General features: G+C 60.6%; 20 protein-coding genes. 12 read left to right on the forward strand and 8 right to left on the reverse strand.

Translation table 11 applies throughout. The features are described 5' to 3' along the window. Positions 1–5: 5 nt before the first annotated feature. Positions 6–950: a ribokinase gene (gene rbsK, locus DHV10_RS02275; RefSeq protein ID WP_109484692.1), complete on the forward strand. Its 945-nt coding sequence runs from the start codon at positions 6–8 to the stop codon at positions 948–950. Positions 951–1029: 79 nt separating this feature from the next. On the opposite strand, the gene DHV10_RS02280 is transcribed toward rbsK, so the two are convergent. After that, on the reverse strand, positions 1030–1857 hold the full coding sequence (locus DHV10_RS02280) for a fumarylacetoacetate hydrolase family protein (protein ID WP_109485662.1): 828 nt from the start codon (positions 1855–1857) through the stop codon (positions 1030–1032). Between the two features lie 182 nt (positions 1858–2039). Here DHV10_RS02280 and DHV10_RS02285 point away from each other — a divergent pair, with 182 nt between their 5' ends. Further along, positions 2040–2705 carry a bifunctional 4-hydroxy-2-oxoglutarate aldolase/2-dehydro-3-deoxy-phosphogluconate aldolase gene (locus tag DHV10_RS02285; protein ID WP_109484693.1) on the forward strand — a complete coding sequence of 222 codons (666 nt, stop codon included), beginning with the start codon at positions 2040–2042 and terminating at the stop codon, positions 2703–2705. A gap of 129 nt (positions 2706–2834) precedes the next feature. Here DHV10_RS02285 and DHV10_RS02290 read toward each other — a convergent pair whose 3' ends face one another. Continuing rightward, complete coding sequence (locus tag DHV10_RS02290; protein ID WP_109485663.1) at positions 2835–3491, reverse strand: UdgX family uracil-DNA binding protein; 657 nt, start codon at positions 3489–3491, stop codon at positions 2835–2837. 172 nt (positions 3492–3663) lie between these two features. Here DHV10_RS02290 and DHV10_RS02295 point away from each other — a divergent pair, with 172 nt between their 5' ends. Genes DHV10_RS02295 through DHV10_RS02305 form a run of 3 tightly spaced genes read left to right on the forward strand, consistent with a single transcriptional unit; the run spans position 3664 to position 6571 of the window. Next, a complete protein-coding gene (locus DHV10_RS02295) occupies positions 3664–4893 on the forward strand; it encodes an extracellular solute-binding protein (protein WP_109484694.1) in 1230 nt (409 codons plus the stop codon). After that, positions 4890–5681, forward strand: coding sequence for an SDR family NAD(P)-dependent oxidoreductase (locus tag DHV10_RS02300; protein ID WP_109484695.1), 792 nt, complete (start codon positions 4890–4892; stop codon positions 5679–5681). Before DHV10_RS02295 ends, DHV10_RS02300 begins: the two co-directional genes overlap by 4 nt. A gap of 56 nt (positions 5682–5737) precedes the next feature. Next, positions 5738–6571, forward strand: coding sequence for a fumarylacetoacetate hydrolase family protein (locus tag DHV10_RS02305; protein WP_239461256.1), 834 nt, complete (start codon positions 5738–5740; stop codon positions 6569–6571). 160 nt (positions 6572–6731) lie between these two features. On the opposite strand, the gene fucP is transcribed toward DHV10_RS02305, so the two are convergent. Then, positions 6732–8075: an L-fucose:H+ symporter permease gene (gene fucP, locus DHV10_RS02310; RefSeq protein ID WP_239461257.1), complete on the reverse strand. Its 1344-nt coding sequence runs from the start codon at positions 8073–8075 to the stop codon at positions 6732–6734. 201 nt (positions 8076–8276) lie between these two features. Here fucP and DHV10_RS02315 point away from each other — a divergent pair, with 201 nt between their 5' ends. The 3 genes from DHV10_RS02315 to DHV10_RS02325 are packed head-to-tail and all read left to right on the forward strand — an operon-like array spanning position 8277 to position 10527. After that, positions 8277–9860, forward strand: coding sequence for an aldehyde dehydrogenase (NADP(+)) (locus DHV10_RS02315; protein ID WP_109484696.1), 1584 nt, complete (start codon positions 8277–8279; stop codon positions 9858–9860). A gap of 47 nt (positions 9861–9907) precedes the next feature. Next, entirely contained in the window at positions 9908–10150 is a 243-nt protein-coding gene (locus DHV10_RS02320; RefSeq protein ID WP_109484697.1) for a type II toxin-antitoxin system Phd/YefM family antitoxin, read from the forward strand. Then, positions 10150–10527 carry a type II toxin-antitoxin system VapC family toxin gene (locus tag DHV10_RS02325; protein ID WP_109484698.1) on the forward strand — a complete coding sequence of 126 codons (378 nt, stop codon included), beginning with the start codon at positions 10150–10152 and terminating at the stop codon, positions 10525–10527. Before DHV10_RS02320 ends, DHV10_RS02325 begins: the two co-directional genes overlap by 1 nt. Here DHV10_RS02325 and DHV10_RS02330 read toward each other — a convergent pair. After that, on the reverse strand, positions 10514–10840 hold the full coding sequence (locus tag DHV10_RS02330) for a hypothetical protein (RefSeq protein ID WP_109484699.1): 327 nt from the start codon (positions 10838–10840) through the stop codon (positions 10514–10516). The two genes, DHV10_RS02325 and DHV10_RS02330, sit on opposite strands and share 14 nt — an antisense overlap. A gap of 302 nt (positions 10841–11142) precedes the next feature. Here DHV10_RS02330 and DHV10_RS02335 point away from each other — a divergent pair, with 302 nt between their 5' ends. The 4 genes from DHV10_RS02335 (at position 11143) to DHV10_RS02350 (ending at position 15199) form a co-directional block, all read left to right on the forward strand. Next, positions 11143–11475 carry a FeoA family protein gene (locus DHV10_RS02335; RefSeq protein ID WP_239461258.1) on the forward strand — a complete coding sequence of 111 codons (333 nt, stop codon included), beginning with the start codon at positions 11143–11145 and terminating at the stop codon, positions 11473–11475. Then, positions 11472–13394, forward strand: a complete 1923-nt coding sequence (gene feoB / locus DHV10_RS02340; RefSeq protein ID WP_109484701.1) for a ferrous iron transporter B — start codon at positions 11472–11474, stop codon at positions 13392–13394. Before DHV10_RS02335 ends, feoB begins: the two co-directional genes overlap by 4 nt. 19 nt (positions 13395–13413) lie before the next feature. Next, positions 13414–14598, forward strand: a complete 1185-nt coding sequence (locus tag DHV10_RS02345) for a VWA domain-containing protein (protein ID WP_109484702.1) — start codon at positions 13414–13416, stop codon at positions 14596–14598. A 163-nt stretch (positions 14599–14761) separates the two neighbouring features. Next, positions 14762–15199: a hypothetical protein gene (locus DHV10_RS02350; protein WP_109484703.1), complete on the forward strand. Its 438-nt coding sequence runs from the start codon at positions 14762–14764 to the stop codon at positions 15197–15199. Between the two features lie 64 nt (positions 15200–15263). Here the strand turns inward: DHV10_RS02350 and DHV10_RS02355 are convergent, their stop codons facing one another. From DHV10_RS02355 to DHV10_RS02370, 4 genes are all read right to left on the reverse strand, one after another. Then, positions 15264–15689 (reverse strand): hypothetical protein, encoded by a 426-nt coding sequence (locus DHV10_RS02355; protein WP_109484704.1) that lies wholly within the window; start codon positions 15687–15689, stop codon positions 15264–15266. After that, positions 15686–16804 (reverse strand): adenosyl-hopene transferase HpnH, encoded by a 1119-nt coding sequence (hpnH, locus tag DHV10_RS02360; protein ID WP_109484705.1) that lies wholly within the window; start codon positions 16802–16804, stop codon positions 15686–15688. The genes DHV10_RS02355 and hpnH overlap by 4 nt, the downstream gene beginning before the upstream one ends. Before the next feature lie 104 nt (positions 16805–16908). Beyond that, positions 16909–18918, reverse strand: a complete 2010-nt coding sequence (shc, locus tag DHV10_RS02365; protein WP_109484706.1) for a squalene--hopene cyclase — start codon at positions 18916–18918, stop codon at positions 16909–16911. Positions 18919–19085: 167 nt separating this feature from the next. Continuing rightward, complete coding sequence (locus DHV10_RS02370) at positions 19086–20114, reverse strand: 4-hydroxy-3-methylbut-2-enyl diphosphate reductase (RefSeq protein ID WP_420818732.1); 1029 nt, start codon at positions 20112–20114, stop codon at positions 19086–19088. Between the last annotated feature and the right edge of the window lie 179 nt (positions 20115–20293).

Raw genomic sequence — 20293 nt, forward strand, 5'->3', positions numbered from 1 at the left:
CCGCCATGCCCGAATCCCGAACGAGCTCCGCTCAGAAACCCATCGTCGTTGTCGGCAGCGTCACCATGGACATGGTCACCTGCACGCCCCAGATCCCGCGCATCGGTGAAACCATCATCGGCACCAGCTTCTCAACAACTCCCGGAGGCAAAGGAGCCAACCAGGCCGTCGCCGCCGCCCGCCTCGGCTATCCTGTCCAGTTCATAGGTCATGTGGGAGAGGATGTTTACGGCCCGAAGCTCATTCAAAACCTCAAGGATGCTGGCGTCGACATTTCACACCTCACGCCTGTCCCCGGCTCCTCCGGCCTCGCACCCATCTTCCTCGCCGACAACGGCCAGAACGCCATCGTCGTCGTCCCCGGCGCCAACGGCAAAGTAGAGCCCGCCTACATCGACCAGCACAAAGAGATCATTCGCAACGCAGGCATGGTTCTCTGCCAACTCGAACTCCCCATGCGCACCACCAAGCACACCATCGCACTCTGCGCCGAGCTAGGCGTTCCGGTCATGCTCGATCCAGCACCGGCCGCCCCGCTCACCGACTCAATCTGGAAACGGGTCGCCTGGTTCACACCCAACGAGACTGAAGCTGGCTTCTACCTCGACGAAAACTCCTCGCCCGAAACCATCGCGCAGCATCTGCTTGATCGCGGACTTCCGGCCATCGTTCTGAAACGCGGATCCGAAGGCGCATTCATCGCCACATCCGATGGCACCTCCGGCTGGGCCAGGCCCTATCCCGTCGAAGCCATCGACACTGTCGCCGCCGGGGACTGCTTCAACGGCGCCTTAGCCGTCGCCCTGCTCGACGGCCGCGACCCACTCTCCGCAGCCCGCTTCGCCTGCGCTGCCTCTGCCATCTCCGTCACGCGCCGCGGCGCACAAGCCTCCATGCCCACCCGCGCCGAAGTTGACGCTTTCCTTCAGCAACACAGCCCAGCACTCTGATAGCCCGCTGGCGTTAATTGTGCCCCATTCATTCGGCGCGGGTGCCCCGGGTCTCCCGTCTTTGGAGACCTGGGTTCACTCACCCCACCACGTTCTGCAGCGTCCCAATCGGCTCAATCGTAATCCGCACCCGATCCCCGCGCTCCAGCGTGAACGAACTCGGCGGCACAATCCCAGTTCCCGTCATCAGAAATACTCCCGCTGGAAAATTGTCATCGCGGAACAAATACTCCACGAGCGTCTTCGGATCCCGCTTCAACTCCGTAAGTGCCACCGAACCCTCAAACTCGATTCGCTCGTTTCGCACAATCTCCAGCACAATCTCCGTCGACCGCGCCAGCGGATCTCCCGTCACCAGAATCCCCGGTCCCAGCGCGCTGCTCCCGCTGTAGACCTTCGCCTGCGGCAGATACAGCGGATTCTCCCCCTCGATATCCCGCGAGCTCATATCGTTCCCGATCGTGTATCCCACGATCCGCCCGCCCGCACTCACCACCAGCGTCAGCTCCGGCTCCGGCACTGACCACTTCGCATCCGCGCGAATCTTCACCGTCCCGCCTGTTCCGACTGTCCTGCTCGCCGTCGATTTGAAAAACAGCTCCGGCCGCTCCGCCGAATACACGCGATCGTAGAAGTCTCCGCCGCCCGCATCCTTCGACTCCTCCATGCGCGCGCCGCGGCTCCGGTAGTAAGTCACTCCCGCAGCCCAGACCTCCTGCCGCTCGATCGGCGCCAGCACTTCGCCCTCGTGAAATCGCCCGTAAGAATCTCCGCGCGCCACAAACTCGGCAAGGAACTCCGGCAGATCATCCCGCGACAGCAGCGAATCCCAGCTATGCCCCGAAATGAAATAGTGCTGCTCTTCCTCTTCCACGAACACGCCGCCCGTCGTGCGAAACAGTCTCACAATCACGCCTCCAAAGATTCGCTCTCATCCTACACGGACCTCGACCCTGATCGAAGGTGCAACCGTTGCTCAAACACATCGGGTGCCCCATAGCCTGCCCTGAGCCGGTCGAAGGGTCTCCTGCAGTTGGAGACATGGGAACCAGTAATCAATGCGCTCTCCTCGATACAATGAAGAACGAAATGCCGCAGACATCCGCAGACACCACAGCCGAAATCATCGAACGTGTCGGCCTCATCCCCGTCCTCCGCGCTCGCTCTGCCGCGCAGGCCCACGCCGTCGTTCAAGCCATGATCGCCGGCGGAGTTACCGTCGTCGAAGTCACCATGACCGTCCCCAACGCGATCGATCTCCTCAAAGAGCTCAAGCAGGAATACGGTTCCCGTGTCCTCCTCGGCTCCGGCACAGTCACCACCGCAGCCGAAGCGCAAGCCACCATCAACGCCGGCGCCGAATTCATCGTCAGCCCCAGTCTCCACCCCGAAGTCATCCAGGTCACAAAGACAAACGGAAAGCTCTCCGTCCCCGGCGCACTCACGCCCACTGAAGTCATCACCGCGCATCGCGCCGGCGCGAACTACGTCAAAATCTTCCCCTGCTCCGCCATGGGTGGCGCACCCTATCTCAAATCCCTTCTCGCCCCGTTCCCATTCCTCAAGCTCATCCCCACCGGAGGCGTCACCCTCGACACCGCGGCACGCTTCATCCAGGCCGGAGCCCGCGCCCTTGGCGTCGGCGCCGATCTTGTCAACCTCGCTGCAATCGACGCCGGCACTCCCGAAAAGATCACTGAAACCGCCCGCGCCTATCTCAAAATCCTCTCCGACCTCCCCGCAAACCAACATTAACTCTGGGTGTTCCAGGTCCCTCGCATTCGCGGACCCTGGGAGAGATGCCAATCGCATAATTCAATGCTGCCGGGTGCCCCATGTCTCCCGGTTTTGGAGACATGGGAACGAGGATCTCGACTACTCTGATCACCCTCCCGCCACCCTCTTCGCCTCTTTCAAATCCTCCACCAGCATCCGCATCTGCGCATGCCGATCCTCATCGGTCTGCGCCCGCAAAATTGCTGAAGGATGCAGCGTCGCAATCACCGGCGGCATTCCATCCACCTCCTGCACCTTCCCATGCTCCTGCGTAATCCTGAACCCTGAACCCAGCAGCCCCTGCGCCGCCGTCGCACCCAGCGCCACAATCAGCTTTGGCTTCGCTGTTTCCAACTCCGCATCCAGCCAGGGCCTGCACGCATTGATCTCCTTCATGCCCGGCTTCTTATGAATCCGCATCTTGCCCCGCGGCTCCCACTTGAAGTGCTTCACCGCATTTGTGACATAAACCTTGCTGCGATCGATCTCCGCCTCTTCCAGCGCCTTATCCAGCAGCTTCCCCGCAGGCCCGACGAATGGCCGTCCCTGCTTGTCCTCCTGATCTCCAGGCTGTTCGCCGATCATCATGATCGCGATCTTCGGCTTCGCGCCTCCATCGCGCCCGTCAACCTCACCAAAGACCGCCTGCGTCGCATTCTTGTAGAGATCGCATCCCCTGCACTTCTGCACCGCCTGCGCCAGCACCGGCAGCTTCCTCTCCTCCGGCACAAACGGCGCCGCACTCTCCTTCGTCTTTACCACCATCGCATCCACCTGCGAAGCTTAGATGCTCTCAGGGCACGATCAACCTGCAAGCATGCCCCCGGTCCCTATGTCCCTATGTCCCTAGTCCGTTTGTCCCTCAGTCCCTCCGTTCCTAATCCCTAACCCCTGCCTTTATACTTTCCCTGCCGCAACATCCACATCGAGTCCCGCCATGAGCACCCTCCGCATCGCTCTTCGCAACTACGCCGACTTCGAAAACGCACTCACCGAAGAAGCTCGCCTCTTTGAAGCCGCGCACCCCGGCACAACGATCGAGCTCATCTCCGTCGGTATTCACGAGCTCTACAAGTCCGCCATCGCCGACAGCGGACTCCTGCACGGCCACTTCGACCTCGCACTCCTCGTCACCGACTGGCTCGCCGAAGCCCACGCCTCTGGAGCGCTCGAAGACCTCCATCCCTGGCTCCAGCGCATTCACATTCACGACTGGCCCGGCGGATGGCCGCGCTCCCTCGTTCAGCCGCTAATAATGAACGGCCACCTCACCTCAATCCCCTGGCACGACGGCCCCGAGTGCCTCGTCTACCGCACCGATCTCTTCAACGACCCCGCGAAACAAGCCGCATTCCGCAAACAATTCTTCCGCGACCTCACCCCGCCCACCACATGGGAAGAATTCGAGCAGACCGCGCGCTTCTTCACCGACCCCGCCGCCCACCGCTACGGCACCGTCTTCGCCGCCTTTCCCGACGGCCACAACACCCTCTACGATTTCGCTCTCCAGCTATGGAGCCGCGGAGCCGAACTCACCGACTCCACCGGCCGCCCTTTCCTCACCACACCCCGAGCCCTCTCCGCACTCGACTTCTACCGCCGCATCGTCCGCGACCCGGCCATCTGCCATCCTCAGTCCCCGCAACTCGACTCCACGCAATCCGGCGATCTCTTCCTCAAGGGAGAAGTCGCGCTCATGGTGAACTGGTTCGGATTCGCTGCGCGCTCCGGGCGGGAAGGATCGCCACTCGCCGGCAAAGTCGCCATCGCGCCGATTCCAACTTCGTATGGCGCACCGCCCGTCTCGCTTTCGGTCTTCTGGGCTCTTGCCATGGGCAGGGGCTCTCGTCAGAAAGAACTCGTCTGGCAGTTCCTTCGCTTCGTCGCCTCTCCCGAGCGCGACCTGGGCATTACGCGCCATGGCACCGTCGGCTGCCGCCTCTCCACCTGGCGCAATCCAGAACTTCAGTCCCGCATTCCCGTCTACCGCGAAGTCGAAGCCATCTCCCTCGGCGCGCGCCAACTCCCCACAGGCCCCGACATGGCATCCTTCGCCGCCATCATCGACGAAGTCATTACCCGAGCCCTCACCACCGACGAACCCTCCGCGGCTATCCTTGACTCAGCACAGCGCGAGATCGACAGCAAAGGAATCCGCTTCTCATGAGCAGTTCGCCAGCCCCGCAATCATCGCCCGCATTTTCCCTAGCAGGCCGCCACGCCCTCGTCACCGGCGGAGCCAGCGGCATCGGCGAAGCCACCGTCAAAGAACTCGTGCGCGCCGGAGCCTTCGTCACCATCGCTGACATCAATCACACTGCAGCGAAATCTCTCGCGCAATCCATCGGATCATCCCAGGCCGTTCATCTCGACGTCACTGATACGCAATCCATCGCCGCCGCTGTCGCGCAACTAACCCGTCTCGATATCCTCGTCAACAACGCCGGCATCGGCCACGTCGGCTCCATCGAGCAAACCGAGCCCGACGACTTCGATCGTCTCCTCAACGTCAACGTCCGCGCCGTCTATCTCGTCACCCGCGCCTTCCTGCCCTTGCTCTTCGCGGCTGGCGCAGACAACAAGCCCGTAGGCACCATCGTCAACATCGCATCTGTCGCCGGCATCATCGGTATCAAGCAGCGCTTCGCTTACTGCACCACCAAAGGCGCCCTGGTCAACATGACCCGCCAGCTCGCCGTTGACTATCCCAAAACGCTCCGCGTCAACGCCATCTGCCCCGGCACGGTCGAGACCCCCTTCGTCGAAGGCTACCTCGACAAATTCCATAAAGAGAACAAGGAAGAAGTCCGCGCCGAACTTCGCGCTCGCCAGCCCATCGGACGCCTCGGCCGCCCTGACGAAATCGCCTCCATGGTCCGCTATCTCGCCTCCAGCGAAGCCGCCTTCATCAACGGCTCCGTCTTCACCATCGACGGCGGCTGGACCGCCGCATGAAACCCGCAAGGCGCCGCTGACTTGCCGCCCTTATCCCTGACTAAATCGGAGATCCCGTGAAGCTCATCTCTTTTTCAATCGCCAACGGCCCCGTCCGCCCCGGCATTCTCTTTGACGACACGAAGACCGTCCTCGACCTCAGCCCCAACGGCTTCAAATCCACGCTCGAAGTTATCTCCAGCGGCACCGGCAACACCCTTGCCACATCGCGCCTCTCGCTCGAAGACGTTCGCCTTCACGCCCCGCTCAGCAATCCACCCCGCATCTTTGCCATCGGCCTAAACTATCGCGACCACGCCAAAGAGTCCGGTATGGAGATCCCCACCACTCCCGTCGTCTTCTTCAAGCTCGCCACTGCCATCATCGGCCCCGGCGACCCCATAGTGCTCCCCAAGAACTCCACCCAGCCCGACTACGAAGCCGAGTTCGCCTTCATCATCGGCAAGGGCGGCTTCCGTATCCCCGCCTCCGCCTGGCGCGATCACGTCTACGGCTACACCATCGTCAACGACGTCAGCGCCCGCGACGTTCAGTTCGCCACCACGCAGTGGTCCATGAGCAAGAACTTCCCCACCTTCTGCCCCCTCGGCCCCGCCATCGTCACCGCCGACGAAATCCCCGATCCGCACAACCTCCAGATCAGCCTCTCCATCGACGGCGAGCAACTCCAGAACTCCAACACCCGCGAGCTCGTCTTCAACATCCCGGCGCTCATCGAATACCTCTCGTCGATCACGCCGCTGCTACCCGGCGACATCGTCTCCACCGGCACCCCTCCCGGCGTAGGCCTAGGCCGCAACCCCAAGCGCTGGCTAAAACCCGGCGAGACCGTCACCGTCACCATCGAAGGCCTCGGCTCGCTCACTAACCCAGTAGTGGCCGAGCAATAGTCAAATAGTCAGCGCGGCCGCATCGGCTGGCCAGCCCGCATGCCGCTAACTCGCTAACTTGCTAAGTCGCGAACGCGACGCCAACTCGCTAAGAGAGTCACAACACAGTCTGCACATCCGGCGGATGTGGAGCGCAAACACCACGGCCGCTACGTTCTCCTCACGCCCCCGCCAACCCCGGCTCCGCCTCAATCTCCTCGCGATCGGCCCCCGCTCCCAACCACGCATAGAGCGCCACTCCAACAAAGCACAACACCGGAACCGCGTACGACACCGCCACACTCGACAGATCCGCCACGCGTCCCATCAGCGGCGGAATCGCTGCTCCCCCCACAATCGACATCACGATAATCGCGCCGCCCGTCTTCGTGTGTGTACCCAATCCCTTTACCCCAAGCGCAAAAATCGTCGGATACATCGTCGACATGAAGAAGCTCGTCGCCACCAGGCAGTAAACGCCGACCCAACCCGGCCGCAGCACCGCCACTCCACACACCACAGCATTGATCACTGCATAGACGGCCAGCAGCTGCGAAGCACGCACATACCGCAGCAGCCACGTCGAAAAGAAACGCCCCGCCGTAAACGCCACCAGCGCCGCCGTCAGCAGATAGCCCGCCTTTCGCTCACCCAGCCCGGTGTACGTCTGCACATACGGGATCTGCCAGCTCCACGCCCCCACCTGCGCGCCCACATACAAAAACTGCGCCACCACTGCGAACACGAAGTGCTTGCGCTTCCACAGCGGCTTCGACGTGTCATGCTCGAGCGTGTCCCGCGAGTAGTCCATCCCTGTATGCGGAAATGGCGTTCGCGCAATCAGCAGCGCCCACAGCAGCACCAGCGATCCCAGGACCAAATAAGGCGTCACCACCCGCAGCGTCTCCGATTTCAAATACGCCTGATACGTCCCGGCCGCCTGCAGCGCCGCCACCTGATCCGGTTTCAGTTCAATTCCCGAGAAGATAAACCTGCTCCCAATCAGTACCGCTGTGATGCTGCCCAACGGATTGAACGACTGCGAAAAGTTCACCCTCTGCGCAGCCGACTCCGGGTCGCCAATCTGAATGATGAACGGACTCGCTCCCGTCTCCAAAAACGCCAGCCCGCTCGCAATCACAAACAACGCCGTCAGAAAGAACCAGTACTGCCCCACATGCGCTGCCGGATAAAACAAGATGCATCCAGCTCCATACAAGCAAAGCCCAATCACAATACCTGTCTTGTATCCAGCCCTCCGCATAATCACGCCGGCCGGATACGCCAGGAAAAAATACCCGAGATAAAACGCAAACTGCACCAGCCCCGCCTGCAGCCGGTTAATCTCGAACGATTTCATGAACTGGCGAATCAGGATGTCATTGAAGTTGTTCGGAACCGCCCAAAGAAAGAAGAGCGCCGTCACCAGCACAAACGGCAACATGCGATCGCGCGGCACCAGCGGCGCATCATGATCTTTCCTCGAACCAGCCGCACTCACCACCGGAGTCGCATTGAAAGGCATCCTTCCTCCCTAGGCACAATTCGATCTTCACTTCACCGCACGCGCAATCACGCGCGATCCATCCGCCCAGTTCTACCGAATGTCGTTTGCCTCTGGCAAATCGCGCTCCGACCCAATCCAAGTCGCTTCGCACGAGCTAACGGCTAAAAGCTAATAGCTAATAGCTGACGGCTATCAGCTGTGCTCTACACTGAACAAGTCATGGAACTCACCGGACTCTCCTTCATCGGCTCCGAACGCGGCACTCGCAACGGCTCCAGCTTTCAGGCCTTCTCTCCCACTACTGGCGAACCCATCCAGCCGGTCTTCCGCTCCGCCACGCTCGATGAACTCGACCGCGCCGCCAACCTCGCCGCCGAAGCGTTTAACGCTTACTCGCAGATTTCTGGCAAAGCCCGCGCCGCGTACCTCCGCCGCATCGCAGCTGGCTTCGAGTCCCACCGCGACGAACTCGCCAATCGTGCCCACCTCGAAACAGCCCTTCCGCTCCCCCGACTCACCGGGGAAGTCACCCGCACCGCCAACCAATTCCGCCTATTCGCCACCGTGGTCGAAGACGGCTCATGGGTGCAGGCACGGATTGATCCCGCTCTCCCGGACCGCCAGCCTCTTCCCCGCCCGGACCTCCGCGCCATGCTTCGCCCTCTCGGCCCCGTCGCCGTCTTCGGAGCTAGCAACTTCCCGCTCGCCTTCTCCGTCGGTGGCGGAGACACCGCTTCCGCCCTCGCGGCCGGATGTCCCGTCATCGTCAAAGCCCATCCCGCGCATCCAGGCACCAGCGAGATCGCCGGCCGCATTATCTCCGAAGCCGTCTCCGCCGAATCTCTCCCTGCTGGAACCTTCTCCATGCTCTTCGACGCAGGCACTGAAATCGGCACCGCTCTCGTCACGCATCCCGCCATCCGCGCCGTCGCGTTCACCGGATCTCTACGCGCCGGTCGCGCTCTCATGGACGCCGCCTCCTCGCGCCCCGAACCGATCCCCTGCTTTACCGAGATGTCCAGCGGCAATCCGCTCTTCATCCTTCCCGGCGCGCTTCGCAAGGGCCCCGCTGCTCTCGCGCAGGGTCTCTTCGGATCGTTCACCCTCGGCTCGGGCCAGTTCTGCACTAAGCCCGGAGTGATTTTTCTCGCCGAATCCCCGCAGGCCCTCAAATTCCGCGAAGAGCTTCAGCTCCTTGTACAGCAGTCGCAACCTTTTACGCTCCTCACCGGCGGCATCGCCCGCGAATACGACCGCGCCTCCATCGCTCGCGCTGCACGCGTCTCTGCCGTCGAATCCCCATCACCCGCAGACCACGAAGACAGCACTGCACCCTTTCACGCGCGAGCCCGCCTCTTCACCACCACTCTCGACGACCTTGTCTCCCACCCTGAACTTGCCGACGAAATTTTCGGTCCCGACACCCTCGTCGTCCGCTGCGGAGAGCCGAAAGATTACCTCGCCGCCGCCCGCTCCCTCAGCGGCCATCTCACCGCTACCATCTTCGGCGACGAAGACGACCTCGCGGCCAATCAGGAACTCATCCAGGTTCTCGAGCAGAAAGCCGGCCGCCTCATCTTCAACGCCTTCCCCACAGGAGTCGAAGTCACACACGCCATGGTCCACGGCGGCCCGTATCCCGCCACCTCCGACCCGCGCTTCACTTCGGTGGGCAGCCTGGCCATCTATCGCTTCGCCCGCCCAGTCTGCTTCCAGAACTTCCCGGACGCAGCGCTTCGACCCGAACTGCGGGAGTCAAACCCTCTCGGGATCCGCCGCCTCCGCGACGGCAGACCTGAATAAGAACTCTGTGGTAGACTAGACCAAGTCAGACCAAGCGAACTTTACCTATGCCTACTGTCAACGTTTATGAAGCAAAAACGCGCTTATCCCAGCTGATTGATACTGCTGCTTCGGGATCTGATGTCATCATTGCCCGCAACGGCAAACCCGTCGCTCGATTGACAAGCCTGGAGGGATACTCAAAGCCTTGTTATCGTCTCGGACTGCTCAAGACGGAAAACGGCTGGCTCGCAGACGACTTTGATGCCTCACTCCCTGCGAATATCCTGGCTGAATTCGAAGGCGAGTGATGCGGCTGTTGCTAGATACACACGTGTTTTATTGGTCGCTTTACGACCCTGACAGGCTACCTCAAAACGTACTCGAAACTATCATGAGCGCCGAAGCGGTATTCGTCTCCGCCGCTTCCATCTGGGAAGCGGCCATCAAAGTGCGTCTCGGCAAGATGAGAGGTGACCCACTGGCCCTGGCAGGCCATATAAGCGAGTCCGGGTTTACTGAACTGCCCATCTGGTCGAGACATGCAAAGCTGGTGGCAACGCTCCCGATGCATCACTCCGATCCTTTTGACAGGCTCCTAGTAGCGCAGGCAATGACTGAGCCGCTACACCTGCTGACCGCGGATGCAAAACTGAAGCCATACAGCGATCTCGTCATCTGCTTCTAGTCTTCTCCTCCGTCACTCCGGAAACTTCTGACAACAGACCGCAAACGAGCGCTTTCCACTCCTCTTCAGGTGCCAACCGAAAGTAGGTCCGCCCGCCGCGCGCGTACCAGTACTCGGCATTCCCGTTTGCGCCCTCCTTGCGGTGCAGATACGCATGCACCGCCATGCCCTCCTTCGTCTCAAGCTCATCCACAAGGCCGTGAGCCCGCGACCAGTCCCCCTTCGCGTCCCACCACAGCGCAGCTGCCGGAGCCCCCAGGCCAGCCGGTGCTGAATTCCCTTTCAGAGACTGCATGAACTCCTGCACATTCATGCTTTTCCACCTCCGCAACCCACCTGCACATCTCCTCAGTGCGTGACCCAAATCACATCCGCGGGCGCCAACCACGGATAAGAATAGTCACATATCTGGCTGTCATAAAGGAAGTTCCGAGGGGTCGATAGGGGCGTTAAAAAGACCGACTCGGGGAGGTCGGGACCATGTTCTTGAACCCTTTGCGATCAATCCCTCCAGCTATTTGCGATTCCGACCAAATCGGTCGTATACTGAACTCAGACCAATCTGGTCGTAGTTTTCGAGTGCTGCCCTTCGGGCGGTGCCAAGGAGTTCGGCAGGTGAGTGTGCTCACGGATCTGCGCATCGGCGAAACAGCCACCCTGATTGCGCTCGATCTCCCCGATTCAGTCCAAAACTTCTTAATGCACATGGGCTTCGTTCCTGACGCTCAGGTCACCGCCCTTCGCAAAGCTCCAGCCGGGGACCCTACGGTATACGCGATCGACGGCATGGAGATCGCACTCCGCCGCGAGACAGCCCAGTCCATCCGCGTTCGTAGCAACACCGAGACCGCAACAGGCGCAGTTGCTGCCGAGTTGAGCAAGATCGCGGCGAACACCCGCGCCGAAGCGCAAACCGAGATTCACGAATTCGCAGGTGCCACCAGATGAACGCCTGCTGTGAGACGCCGGCGTTTGAGCCACCTCAGGCACCGCGCTCCGGAGGGCTCAGCACCGTCGTCCTCATTGGACCACCCAACTCCGGCAAATCCACCCTATTCAATCGCCTCACCGGCTTGCGCCAGAAGGTCGCCAACTACCCGGGCGTAACCGTAGAGCAGCGCATGGGTTTGATGTCCGGCGTAGGCCGCGACGACCTCACGCTTATCGATCTTCCGGGCGTCTATTCGCTCACTCCCTACTCCGAAGACGCGCGCGTCTCCGTCGACGTGCTCAAGGGCAAGATGCCCGGCACTCCCAAGCCCGACGCGGTCCTGCTCGTTCTCGATTCCCTGCACCTCACGCGGCAGCTCATGCTCGCCGCGCCAGTCCTCGCCCTGGGACTTCCCACGCTCATCCTCCTCAACATGAGCGACGTCATGGAGTCGCGCGGCGGCAAGATTGACACCCTGAAGCTCGCCAAGGAACTCGGCGCGCCCGTAGCCCAGATCAGCGCTGTCCACGGATCCGGTCTCGACGCCGTTCCCCTGTTTCTCAACCAGTGCGCTCTGCCACCCGCCGCAAAGAAAGCGGAGCAGCTTCTCACCCTGCCCGTGCTCGGCAACGCCGCCAGCACGCATCGCTGGGCCGCGCAGGTCAGCCGTCGAACCGGCTACAAGGCTCCGCTCTCAGCCGAGAACAGCCGCAAGCTCGACAGCATTCTTCTCCATCGCATCTGGGGACCGCTGCTCTTCCTGGCCGTCGTCATCGGTGTCTTCGAAGTTGTCTTCTCCATCGGCCAGCCTCTCAGCGATGGTTTCGGCGACGTCCTCGCCAAGATGGGTGCGCTCGTCAGGCCGCTGCTCCCCGCGGGCTGGTTGCAGTCGCTCGTCATCGATGGCGCATGGAAGGGCATCTCTTCCGTCCTCGTCTTTCTGCCGCAGATACTCCTTCTCTTCCTCTTCATCGGAATCCTCGAAGATTCCGGCTATCTCGCCCGCGCCGCTCTTATCGCCGATCGCGTCATGCGCACCACCGGCCTCAACGGCAAAGCCTTCATCCCTCTCCTCTCGGCTTACGCCTGCGCCGTTCCAGCCATCATGGCCACGCGCACCATCGAGAACAAGCGCGACCGCTTCGCTACCATCCTTGTCACACCGTTCATGACCTGCTCGGCCAGGCTGCCCGTCTACATGTTGCTAATCGCAGCGTTCATTCCGGCCAAAACATTCCTTCATGGGTTTCTTGGCCTTCAGACGATCGTCATGCTCGGCCTCTATCTCGCCGGCTTCGTCGCAGCCATGACAACAGCATGGCTGCTGAAGAGCTCGATCCTTAAATCCAGCGAAGCTCCCTTCATCCTGGAGCTGCCGCAGTACCGCATGCCCACTCTGCGCTCTCTTGGCATGCGCCTCGTCGATCGCGCCAAGGTCTTCATGCGCCAGGCCGGAACCGTCATCCTCTCCGTCACGCTCGGCTTGTGGCTGCTAGCCCATATTCCTCCGGTTCCAGGCCCGGGCGGCCATTACACCGCGCCCGAACTCGCCGACAGCGTCATCGGCAAAATGGGCCACTTCATCGAACCTGCGATTGCTCCTCTCGGTTTCAACTGGAAGGTCGGCATCGGGCTCATCTCCAGTGTCCTCGCCCGCGAAGTCATGGTCTCCACCATGGGCACGCTCTACGGCGCAGACCCTGAGACCCAGACCATGCACCTGCAGAACGCCTTGCACACCGACATGACTCTCGGCGGTGCAGTCGCGCTCATGATCTTCTTTGCCTTCGCCATGCAATGCACCTCCACCATGGCGGTCGTGCGGCGCGAAACAAACAGTTGGAAGTGGCCCGCGGTGCAGTTCGCCTGGATGCTCACCCTTGCTTGGACCGGGGCCTTCGCCGTCAATCACATCATCACCGCGCTGTTCGGCTAAGTAGCACCACTCTGCCTGCATGACAGGCATCCTGCGTTCCGCGTATCGTAAAGACATGCGGTACTGTGGCCTGAACCCCAGGTCAGCGGCTCAACTCGGCGCCGGGCTCATCCTGGCCATCGTCTGTACCGCAGCGTTCCCTCAACATCCTGTCCTCAAGACTCGCTCCAAAGAAGATCGTGAAGAGCGGTCCGGCGTCACACACCGCATCACGATGAACGTTCAGGTAATGAACGCTTCCGGAGATCCCGTCTCCGATCTTCGTGCCGAAGAGTTCAGCCTCTACGATAATCACCAGCCGCGCAGAATCATCGCGTTTCATCCTATCGACGGTCAGGCGCAGAGCGACGGAACGCAGGTCCTCATCCTGCTGGATGCGGTCAATACACCAGCGCCGGAACTCGCATCCGAAAAAAACGCCATCTTCAATTATCTAGCCGAGAGCCACAAACCTCTGCCGGCACCTACCGCCTTCGCGCTCTGGTTCAACGGCCATCTGAGCGCAACTTCTCCCACAACCGATCGCAACGCAATCGGCCGCGCGTTTGTGAAGCTCACAAAGAATGTCCACTCCAACTTCTGCGGAGCCGACCAGCCCGCGCTCCAGCAGAATACCTCCGGAAGCAAAAAGGATTCGGGCGCAACGGCATCGAACTGCCGTGCGGTTCACTTCAAAGACTCCATTGCCGCTCTCGACGGCATTGCCCAGCAACAGTTAACCTCCGGCGGACGTACGCTCCTGATCTGGATCGGCTCCGGCTGGCCTTCCCTCTCGAACGACGACTTTGAACGGCTCGATGCGAAGCAGCGCGAAGGCTACACCCACACATTCACGGAATTGCTGCACGACCTTCGCGCCGCGCAGATCACGATGTACTCCATCTCATCTGGCCCTGAGAATCAGCAGGACGCCAATGCCGCCGGCAAAGCGGTCGCGGCCACATCTTCAGCGAACGCCGAATTCCCGCGCATTGCGGTCAGCGAATTTGCCGAGCGCACCGGCGGCCGCTCCCTCCGCGCGAGCACGGACATGACCGCCGATCTTCGCACCTGCATCCGCGATGCCGAGTGGTACTACTCCATCGCCTTCAACGCTCCGCCTGCCCAGAACGGTCCCGGAGAAATGCACTCGCTCGAAATCAAAGTCGATCGTTCCGGCCTCAAGGTTCGCACCATGAACTCCTATTTTACCGAGCCGCAGTAACACTCGCCGCGCAGTACGCAGCTCAAATGGGCATGGATGCCCGCTTTAATCTAAAGCGTCATTACTTCGGATACCTGTTCTACTCGCCTCCCAATCAAGACAATAAGGGTCAGTGCGTGTTCCCCCAGCGCCGCGCACATTCCCGCAACGGAGGTCAATTCTCTTGCGCTCCCATATTGCTCTTTGCCTCACGTTCGTCATCGCAGCGTCCGCTTACGCGAAAGAACCGCACCACTACCGCTCCGGCAAACTCCTTCAGATGGCCTCGGTGCCCTGCGGCATGGCTGAGAAAGACGCCAAGACGCTCACCGGCGAACTGCTCGGGACCGACAGTTCACATAAAAAGACCGAAGAAGTTCTCTGCCAGGAGTACATCCTCGAGACCGATGCCGTCACCTACCGCATCCGTCCCAAAGACGATAAGCATCCCGTTCTGCTCCCGGTCGGCCAGCAGGCGCAATTCTTCCTCTCGAAAGACAAGATGGTCCTGCGTGTCGAAGACCTCGACAACAAGGACCGCGAATATCTGGTTGTCTCAATGATGCCGCGCGACACCAACACGGCAGACGCAAGCCAACCGGCACGTCCGCGGCTTCAATAGCTGAATTCACAACAGAAAAGGCGCGGTCACGCCGCGCCTTTCTCCTGCCCGTGTAATCTTCTGCCTACTCCGCTTCCGGAAGCAGCGCGATATTCTTCTCGCCGGCTGCCTTGCGCTCGTTGTAAGCCTTCACCCAGTCTTCCCAGTGCTTGCCCGCGGCGCGATCCTTGCCCGTAAACTCAAGCCGTGCGATCTCCGCATAGCTGAGCTTCTGCTTGGTCGCCACATTCGGTGCGAAGTACTGAACGTACGAATCTGCGAGCGTCGACCCGGTTTGCCTGTTGAAGATGTAGGCCTCGACCTTCGTTCCGGCCTTCGTGGTGATTGTGACATCGCCGCGATAATCGAAAGCCTTCTCAAGCGCCTGGCGCACTTCTTCGTCGGTCGCCAGCGACGGCACCGAGCCCTCCAGGTTTTCATGCACAGCGCCCGGCGCAATCTCAAGCGCCTCGATCTGCTCTCGCGTATATTTCAGGACCTCTGCGCTCATGCGTTGGTCTCCTCCAGAACGCGGGATGGCTTTTCGATTTGCACCAGTTGACTGTGTGCGTGCGCGTCCCACTCATTGAGTTGCTTGAGCGCGTGCTTGCTCTTGTAGGTGCTGAACGTGCCCTTCACCATACCCCAGAAGCCGCTCAGCGAGAGGAAGCCGTCGAGAACCGCCGTGGGCTCGTAACCGCAGCTCACCATGCAATTCGCGCACTTGGGATTGCCGCTGCCCACGCCGTAGTCTTCCCACTTGGTGGTTTCCATCAGTTCCTTGAAGCTCTCAGCGTAGCCGTCCTGCAGCAGATAGCAAGGCTTCTGCCAGCCGAAGATGTTGTACGCGGGCGAGCCCCAGGGCGTGCAGTCGTAATTGCGGTCGCCCATCAGGAACTCCAGAAAGAGCGGCGACATATTGAACTTCCAGGTCTTCTTGCGGTTCGAAAGAATCGCGCGGAAAAGCTTGCGCACGCGGGCTCGGCCCATAAAGTGCGTCTGATCGGGTGCCTTGTCATAGCTGTAGCCCGGCGAGAGCACGATGCCCTCCACGCCAATCGCCATCATCTCGTCAAAGTGTGCGCGAACGCTGTTCGGATCGGTTCCGTCGAAGAACGTGGAGTTCGGCGTTACGCGGAAGCCGCGCTTCACCGCTTCCTTGATGCCTTCCACTGCGATGTCGTATCCACCCTCGCGGCACACCGAGAAGTCGTGGTGTTCTTTCTGTCCGTCGAGGTGAACAGAAAATGTCAGGTACTTCGATGGAGTGAACTCGTGCAGGCGCTTCTTCAGTTCCAGGGCATTGGTGCACATGTAGACATACTTCTTGCGCGCCACAAGCCCGTTCACGATCTCCACGATCTGCGGGTGCAGCAGCGGCTCTCCGCCGGGAATAGCCACCATGGGGACGCCGCACTCTTCAACAGCCGCGAAGCACTCCTCAGGCGTGAGCATCCGCTTCAACACGTGGGGAGGATACTGCACCTTGCCGCAGCCGGCGCACGCCAGGTTGCAGCGGAACAGCGGCTCGAGCATCAGCACCGTCGGATAGCGCTTGACGCCCTTCAGCTTCTGCTTCCACACGTATGAGGCAACGGTCCACACCTGTGAGATGGGAATAGCCATATTCGGGAAAATCCTCCAGGCCAGCTTGTAGCTCTTTATTACAAGCTCTCAGCCAAAACATTGTTAGTGCGTCGTACTTCGTCGACGAAGCGAACAGCTGACACTTATGAGCCGCTCTTCTCCATCGCCCGCTGATAAGCCGTCAGAGCCATCAAAGGGAAATACTGTCTGTACAGCGTGTACGCCAGGTAGAACACTTTCGGAAATCCAGTGCCGGTGATGATGCCTTCACGCCTCGCGCCTTCGCCCATCGACTCATCCCAGCTGCCATCCTGAAGCTGACGATCGAGCAGCCAGCGAATTCCCTTCGCCACGGAGTCGGACCTGTCATCGCCCGCCGCGAGCAATCCGAGCAGCGCCCACGCAGTTTGCGATGGCGTACTGACTCCCACCCCGCGCGTATCCGGATCGTCGTAGGTCCCGCACGATTCGCCCCAGCCGCCGTCGGAGTTCTGCACCATCCTGATCCACTCGGCAGCCTGTTGAATCTGCGGCTCGTTGTGATCGAAGCCGATCGCCTCAAGCCCGCGCAGAACCAGAAACGTTCCGTAGATGTAGTTCACGCCCCAGCGACCGAACCAACTTCCGTCCGGCTCCTGCTCGCTCAGGATGAACTGAATTGCCTTTTGTACGCGCTTGTCGTCTTGCGTGTAGCCGTAAGCCGCCAGCATCTCCAGCATGCGGCCTGTAATGTCGACCGTCGGCGGATCGAGCATCGCGTTGTGGTCGGCAAACGGAATGTACTGGAAGATCATCTTCGTGTTGTCTTTGTCGAAGCTGCCCCAGCCGCCATTCCGGCACTGCATTGCAAACTCCCACTCGATCGCGCGCTGCGCCACCTGGTGCTGATAACGCTCGCGCGGATTATCGACCTTACTCAGGCCAAGCAGCACCTGCGCTGTGTCGTCCGTGTCGGGATAGAACTCGTTGTTGAACTCAAAGTACCAGCCGCCTGGCTCCGTCTTCGGAACCTTCACCGCCCAGTCGCCCTTGTGACGAACTTCCTTCGACAGCAGCCAGTCCGCGGCCTTCAGCATGCGCGGATCATTGCGCGGCACGCCGGCCTCACCCAGCGCATAGATCGCCTGTCCCGTGTCCCACACCGGCGACATGCACGGCTGCATGCGGAATGTCGGGTACGGAAACTCCGGCGTAGCCTCTTGCTCGATGCCCAGCTTCTCAAACTCGTCGCGCGCGCGAATGACCTGCGGATCGTCTTCCGAATATCCAAGGCAGCGCAGCGCAATGATGGCGTTCATCATGGCCGGATAGATGGCGCCCAGGCCATCCGACATCTCCAGCCTCTCCAGCATCCACTTCTCTGCCTTGTTCAACGCCAGCTTGCGAACGGGCCGCAAATGGACAGCCTCAGCCCAGTGCATCAGCCGATCGATCCCGATGAAAAAGTTCCGCCACGAAATCTTGTTCTTCCGATCCCACTGCAGCCGCAGATTCGCGTTCGCGCGTCCGCCCACAAAGAGCTCGTCAATCGCGTGCTCCTGCGGAATCTTCTTGTAAGGCTTCTTCGCGTAGATGATCGCCAGCGGCACAAGAATCGAACGCGACCACGCTGAAATCTCGTAGATGTTGAAGTAGAACCAGTTCGGAAAGAGAACAATCTCCGGCGGAATCGCGGGCACCGCATCGTAGTCATACTGGCCCAGCGCGCAAAGATACATTTTTGTGAACGTGTTGCACGCGACCACACCGCCGTTCGCCAGAATCCACTCACGCGCCAGCGAAAGCCGCGGATCGCTCGCCGGCACATTCATCAGCTTTGCAGAGAAGTAGCACTTCACCGTCAGCGAGATGTTTCCCGGACCGCCGGGATAAAGACTCCAGCTTCCGTCATCCTTTTGGTAGCGCATCATCTCGGTGAATGCGCGCTTCAAACGCCCGGAGTCACCCGACTCGAGCAGCGTGTGCAGAAAGATGTAATCCGCCTCGAGCATCGAGTCGGCTTCGAGCTCGCCGCACCAGTAGCCTTCGGGGTGTTGCCGGCCCAGCAGGTATTCGCATGAACGCTCGATCGCCGACTTCACATCTGCAAGAGCGGCATCCAGTCGGCCAAACTTCGGCACCGTCGACTTTGGCTGACTCAGCTGTGTACTCATGCGATATCTGGTCCTCGATGTTTCAAATGCCCGAAATCGCTTCCGTCCCCTGCTCGAGTCCGGTTCGATTCCGCTTCGTTTCCGCCTTATCGAGCAGCAATTCTACCCCGCGACCGAGGCCAACTTCGCTTCGATTCCGAGGGCCCGATGCGCGTTGGTTAACCCGCTCAGCGAACCGGAACCTGCTCCGCGCCCCCCGAGCTGCCGATCGCCTGCACGATCTCTGGAGGCAGGCCAAACCGCACATTCTCCGGCATGACTTCTACCTCTTCGACGCTCGAGAAACCGGTTTGACGCAAATAATTGACCACGTCCTCCACCAGCACCTCAGGCGCGGAAGCGCCTGCTGTCACTGCAACAGTAGACACTCCCTGGAGCCACTTCGGATCGATCGCCTGCGAGTTATCAATCAGGTACCCGATGGTTCCAAGGTTCCGCGAAACCTCAACGAGCCGATTCGAGTTCGAGCTGTTCGTCGATCCCACCACCAGCACCAGGTCCGCATTGTGCGCCACGTTGCGTACGGCTACCTGGCGGTTCTCCGTGGCATAGCAAATGTCCTGCGAGTGCGGTCCGACGATGTTGGGGAACTTCTGCTTCAGCGCGTGAATGATGTCGCGGGCCTCATCCAGAGACAGCGTCGTCTGCGTCAGGTACGCCACACGGTTCGGGTCCGGCACTTCCAGGGTCTCGACCTCAGCCGCGCTCGAAACCACCTGCGTCACATCCGGAGCTTCTCCCAGCGTTCCTTCAATCTCATCGTGATCGCGGTGGCCGATCAACACCAGCGAGTATCCCTGCTTGGCAAACTTCACGGCCTCGATGTGAACCTTGGTGACGAGCGGGCAGGTCGCATCGATTACCTTCAGTCCGCGTCCCTTGCTGCGCTCCCGCACCGCGGGAGAGACCCCATGAGCGGAGTAGATCACGCGATGTCCGTCCGGCACATCGTCGATCTCATGCACGAAAATCGCGCCTTTTTCCGCCAGCTCGTTGACAACGTAGCGGTTATGCACGATCTCGCGTCGAACGTAGATCGGCGCACCAAAGGTCTCCAGCGCGATGTTCACGATGTCGATCGCGCGTACGACTCCTGCGCAGAACCCGCGTGGTTTCAACAGAAGCACCCGCTTCTGGTCGGAGGAAACGTCGTTTGCAGCACGGTTGGGGATGGAATCGAGCGCAGTCGTAGTCACACTACCATTATAGCCTTTGACGGGTTTTCGCCAGCGTTCTCACGGCTACCTTGATGCTGCCGTTCTGGGTTCCATGCTCCCCGGCGTTCCGGCTTTGCAGAGTTCCAGAAACGCGGCTGCGATCGACCACTGAAAGTCGGTTCAACACGCGTGCTTGCTTCTCTTCCGTAACAGAACGG

Source organism: Occallatibacter savannae (assembly GCF_003131205.1).
Classification (GTDB): Bacteria; Acidobacteriota; Terriglobia; order Terriglobales; family Acidobacteriaceae; genus Telmatobacter; species Telmatobacter savannae.

Bases quoted from the DNA above. Each gene is read 5' to 3' on its own strand.
- rbsK (WP_109484692.1), top strand. From the start codon at position 6: ATGCCCGAATCCCGAACGAGCTCCGCTCAGAAACCCATCGTCGTTGTC.
- DHV10_RS02285 (WP_109484693.1), top strand. From the start codon at position 2,040: ATGCCGCAGACATCCGCAGACACCACAGCCGAAATCATCGAACGTGTC.
- DHV10_RS02290 (WP_109485663.1), bottom strand. From the start codon at position 3,491: ATGGTGGTAAAGACGAAGGAGAGTGCGGCGCCGTTTGTGCCGGAGGAG.
- DHV10_RS02295 (WP_109484694.1), top strand. From the start codon at position 3,664: ATGAGCACCCTCCGCATCGCTCTTCGCAACTACGCCGACTTCGAAAAC.
- DHV10_RS02300 (WP_109484695.1), top strand. From the start codon at position 4,890: ATGAGCAGTTCGCCAGCCCCGCAATCATCGCCCGCATTTTCCCTAGCA.
- fucP (WP_239461257.1), bottom strand. From the start codon at position 8,075: ATGCCTTTCAATGCGACTCCGGTGGTGAGTGCGGCTGGTTCGAGGAAA.
- DHV10_RS02315 (WP_109484696.1), top strand. From the start codon at position 8,277: ATGGAACTCACCGGACTCTCCTTCATCGGCTCCGAACGCGGCACTCGC.
- DHV10_RS02320 (WP_109484697.1), top strand. From the start codon at position 9,908: ATGCCTACTGTCAACGTTTATGAAGCAAAAACGCGCTTATCCCAGCTG.
- DHV10_RS02325 (WP_109484698.1), top strand. From the start codon at position 10,150: ATGCGGCTGTTGCTAGATACACACGTGTTTTATTGGTCGCTTTACGAC.
- DHV10_RS02330 (WP_109484699.1), bottom strand. From the start codon at position 10,840: ATGAATGTGCAGGAGTTCATGCAGTCTCTGAAAGGGAATTCAGCACCG.
- feoB (WP_109484701.1), top strand. From the start codon at position 11,472: ATGAACGCCTGCTGTGAGACGCCGGCGTTTGAGCCACCTCAGGCACCG.
- DHV10_RS02345 (WP_109484702.1), top strand. From the start codon at position 13,414: ATGACAGGCATCCTGCGTTCCGCGTATCGTAAAGACATGCGGTACTGT.
- DHV10_RS02355 (WP_109484704.1), bottom strand. From the start codon at position 15,689: ATGAGCGCAGAGGTCCTGAAATATACGCGAGAGCAGATCGAGGCGCTT.
- hpnH (WP_109484705.1), bottom strand. From the start codon at position 16,804: ATGGCTATTCCCATCTCACAGGTGTGGACCGTTGCCTCATACGTGTGG.
- shc (WP_109484706.1), bottom strand. From the start codon at position 18,918: ATGAGTACACAGCTGAGTCAGCCAAAGTCGACGGTGCCGAAGTTTGGC.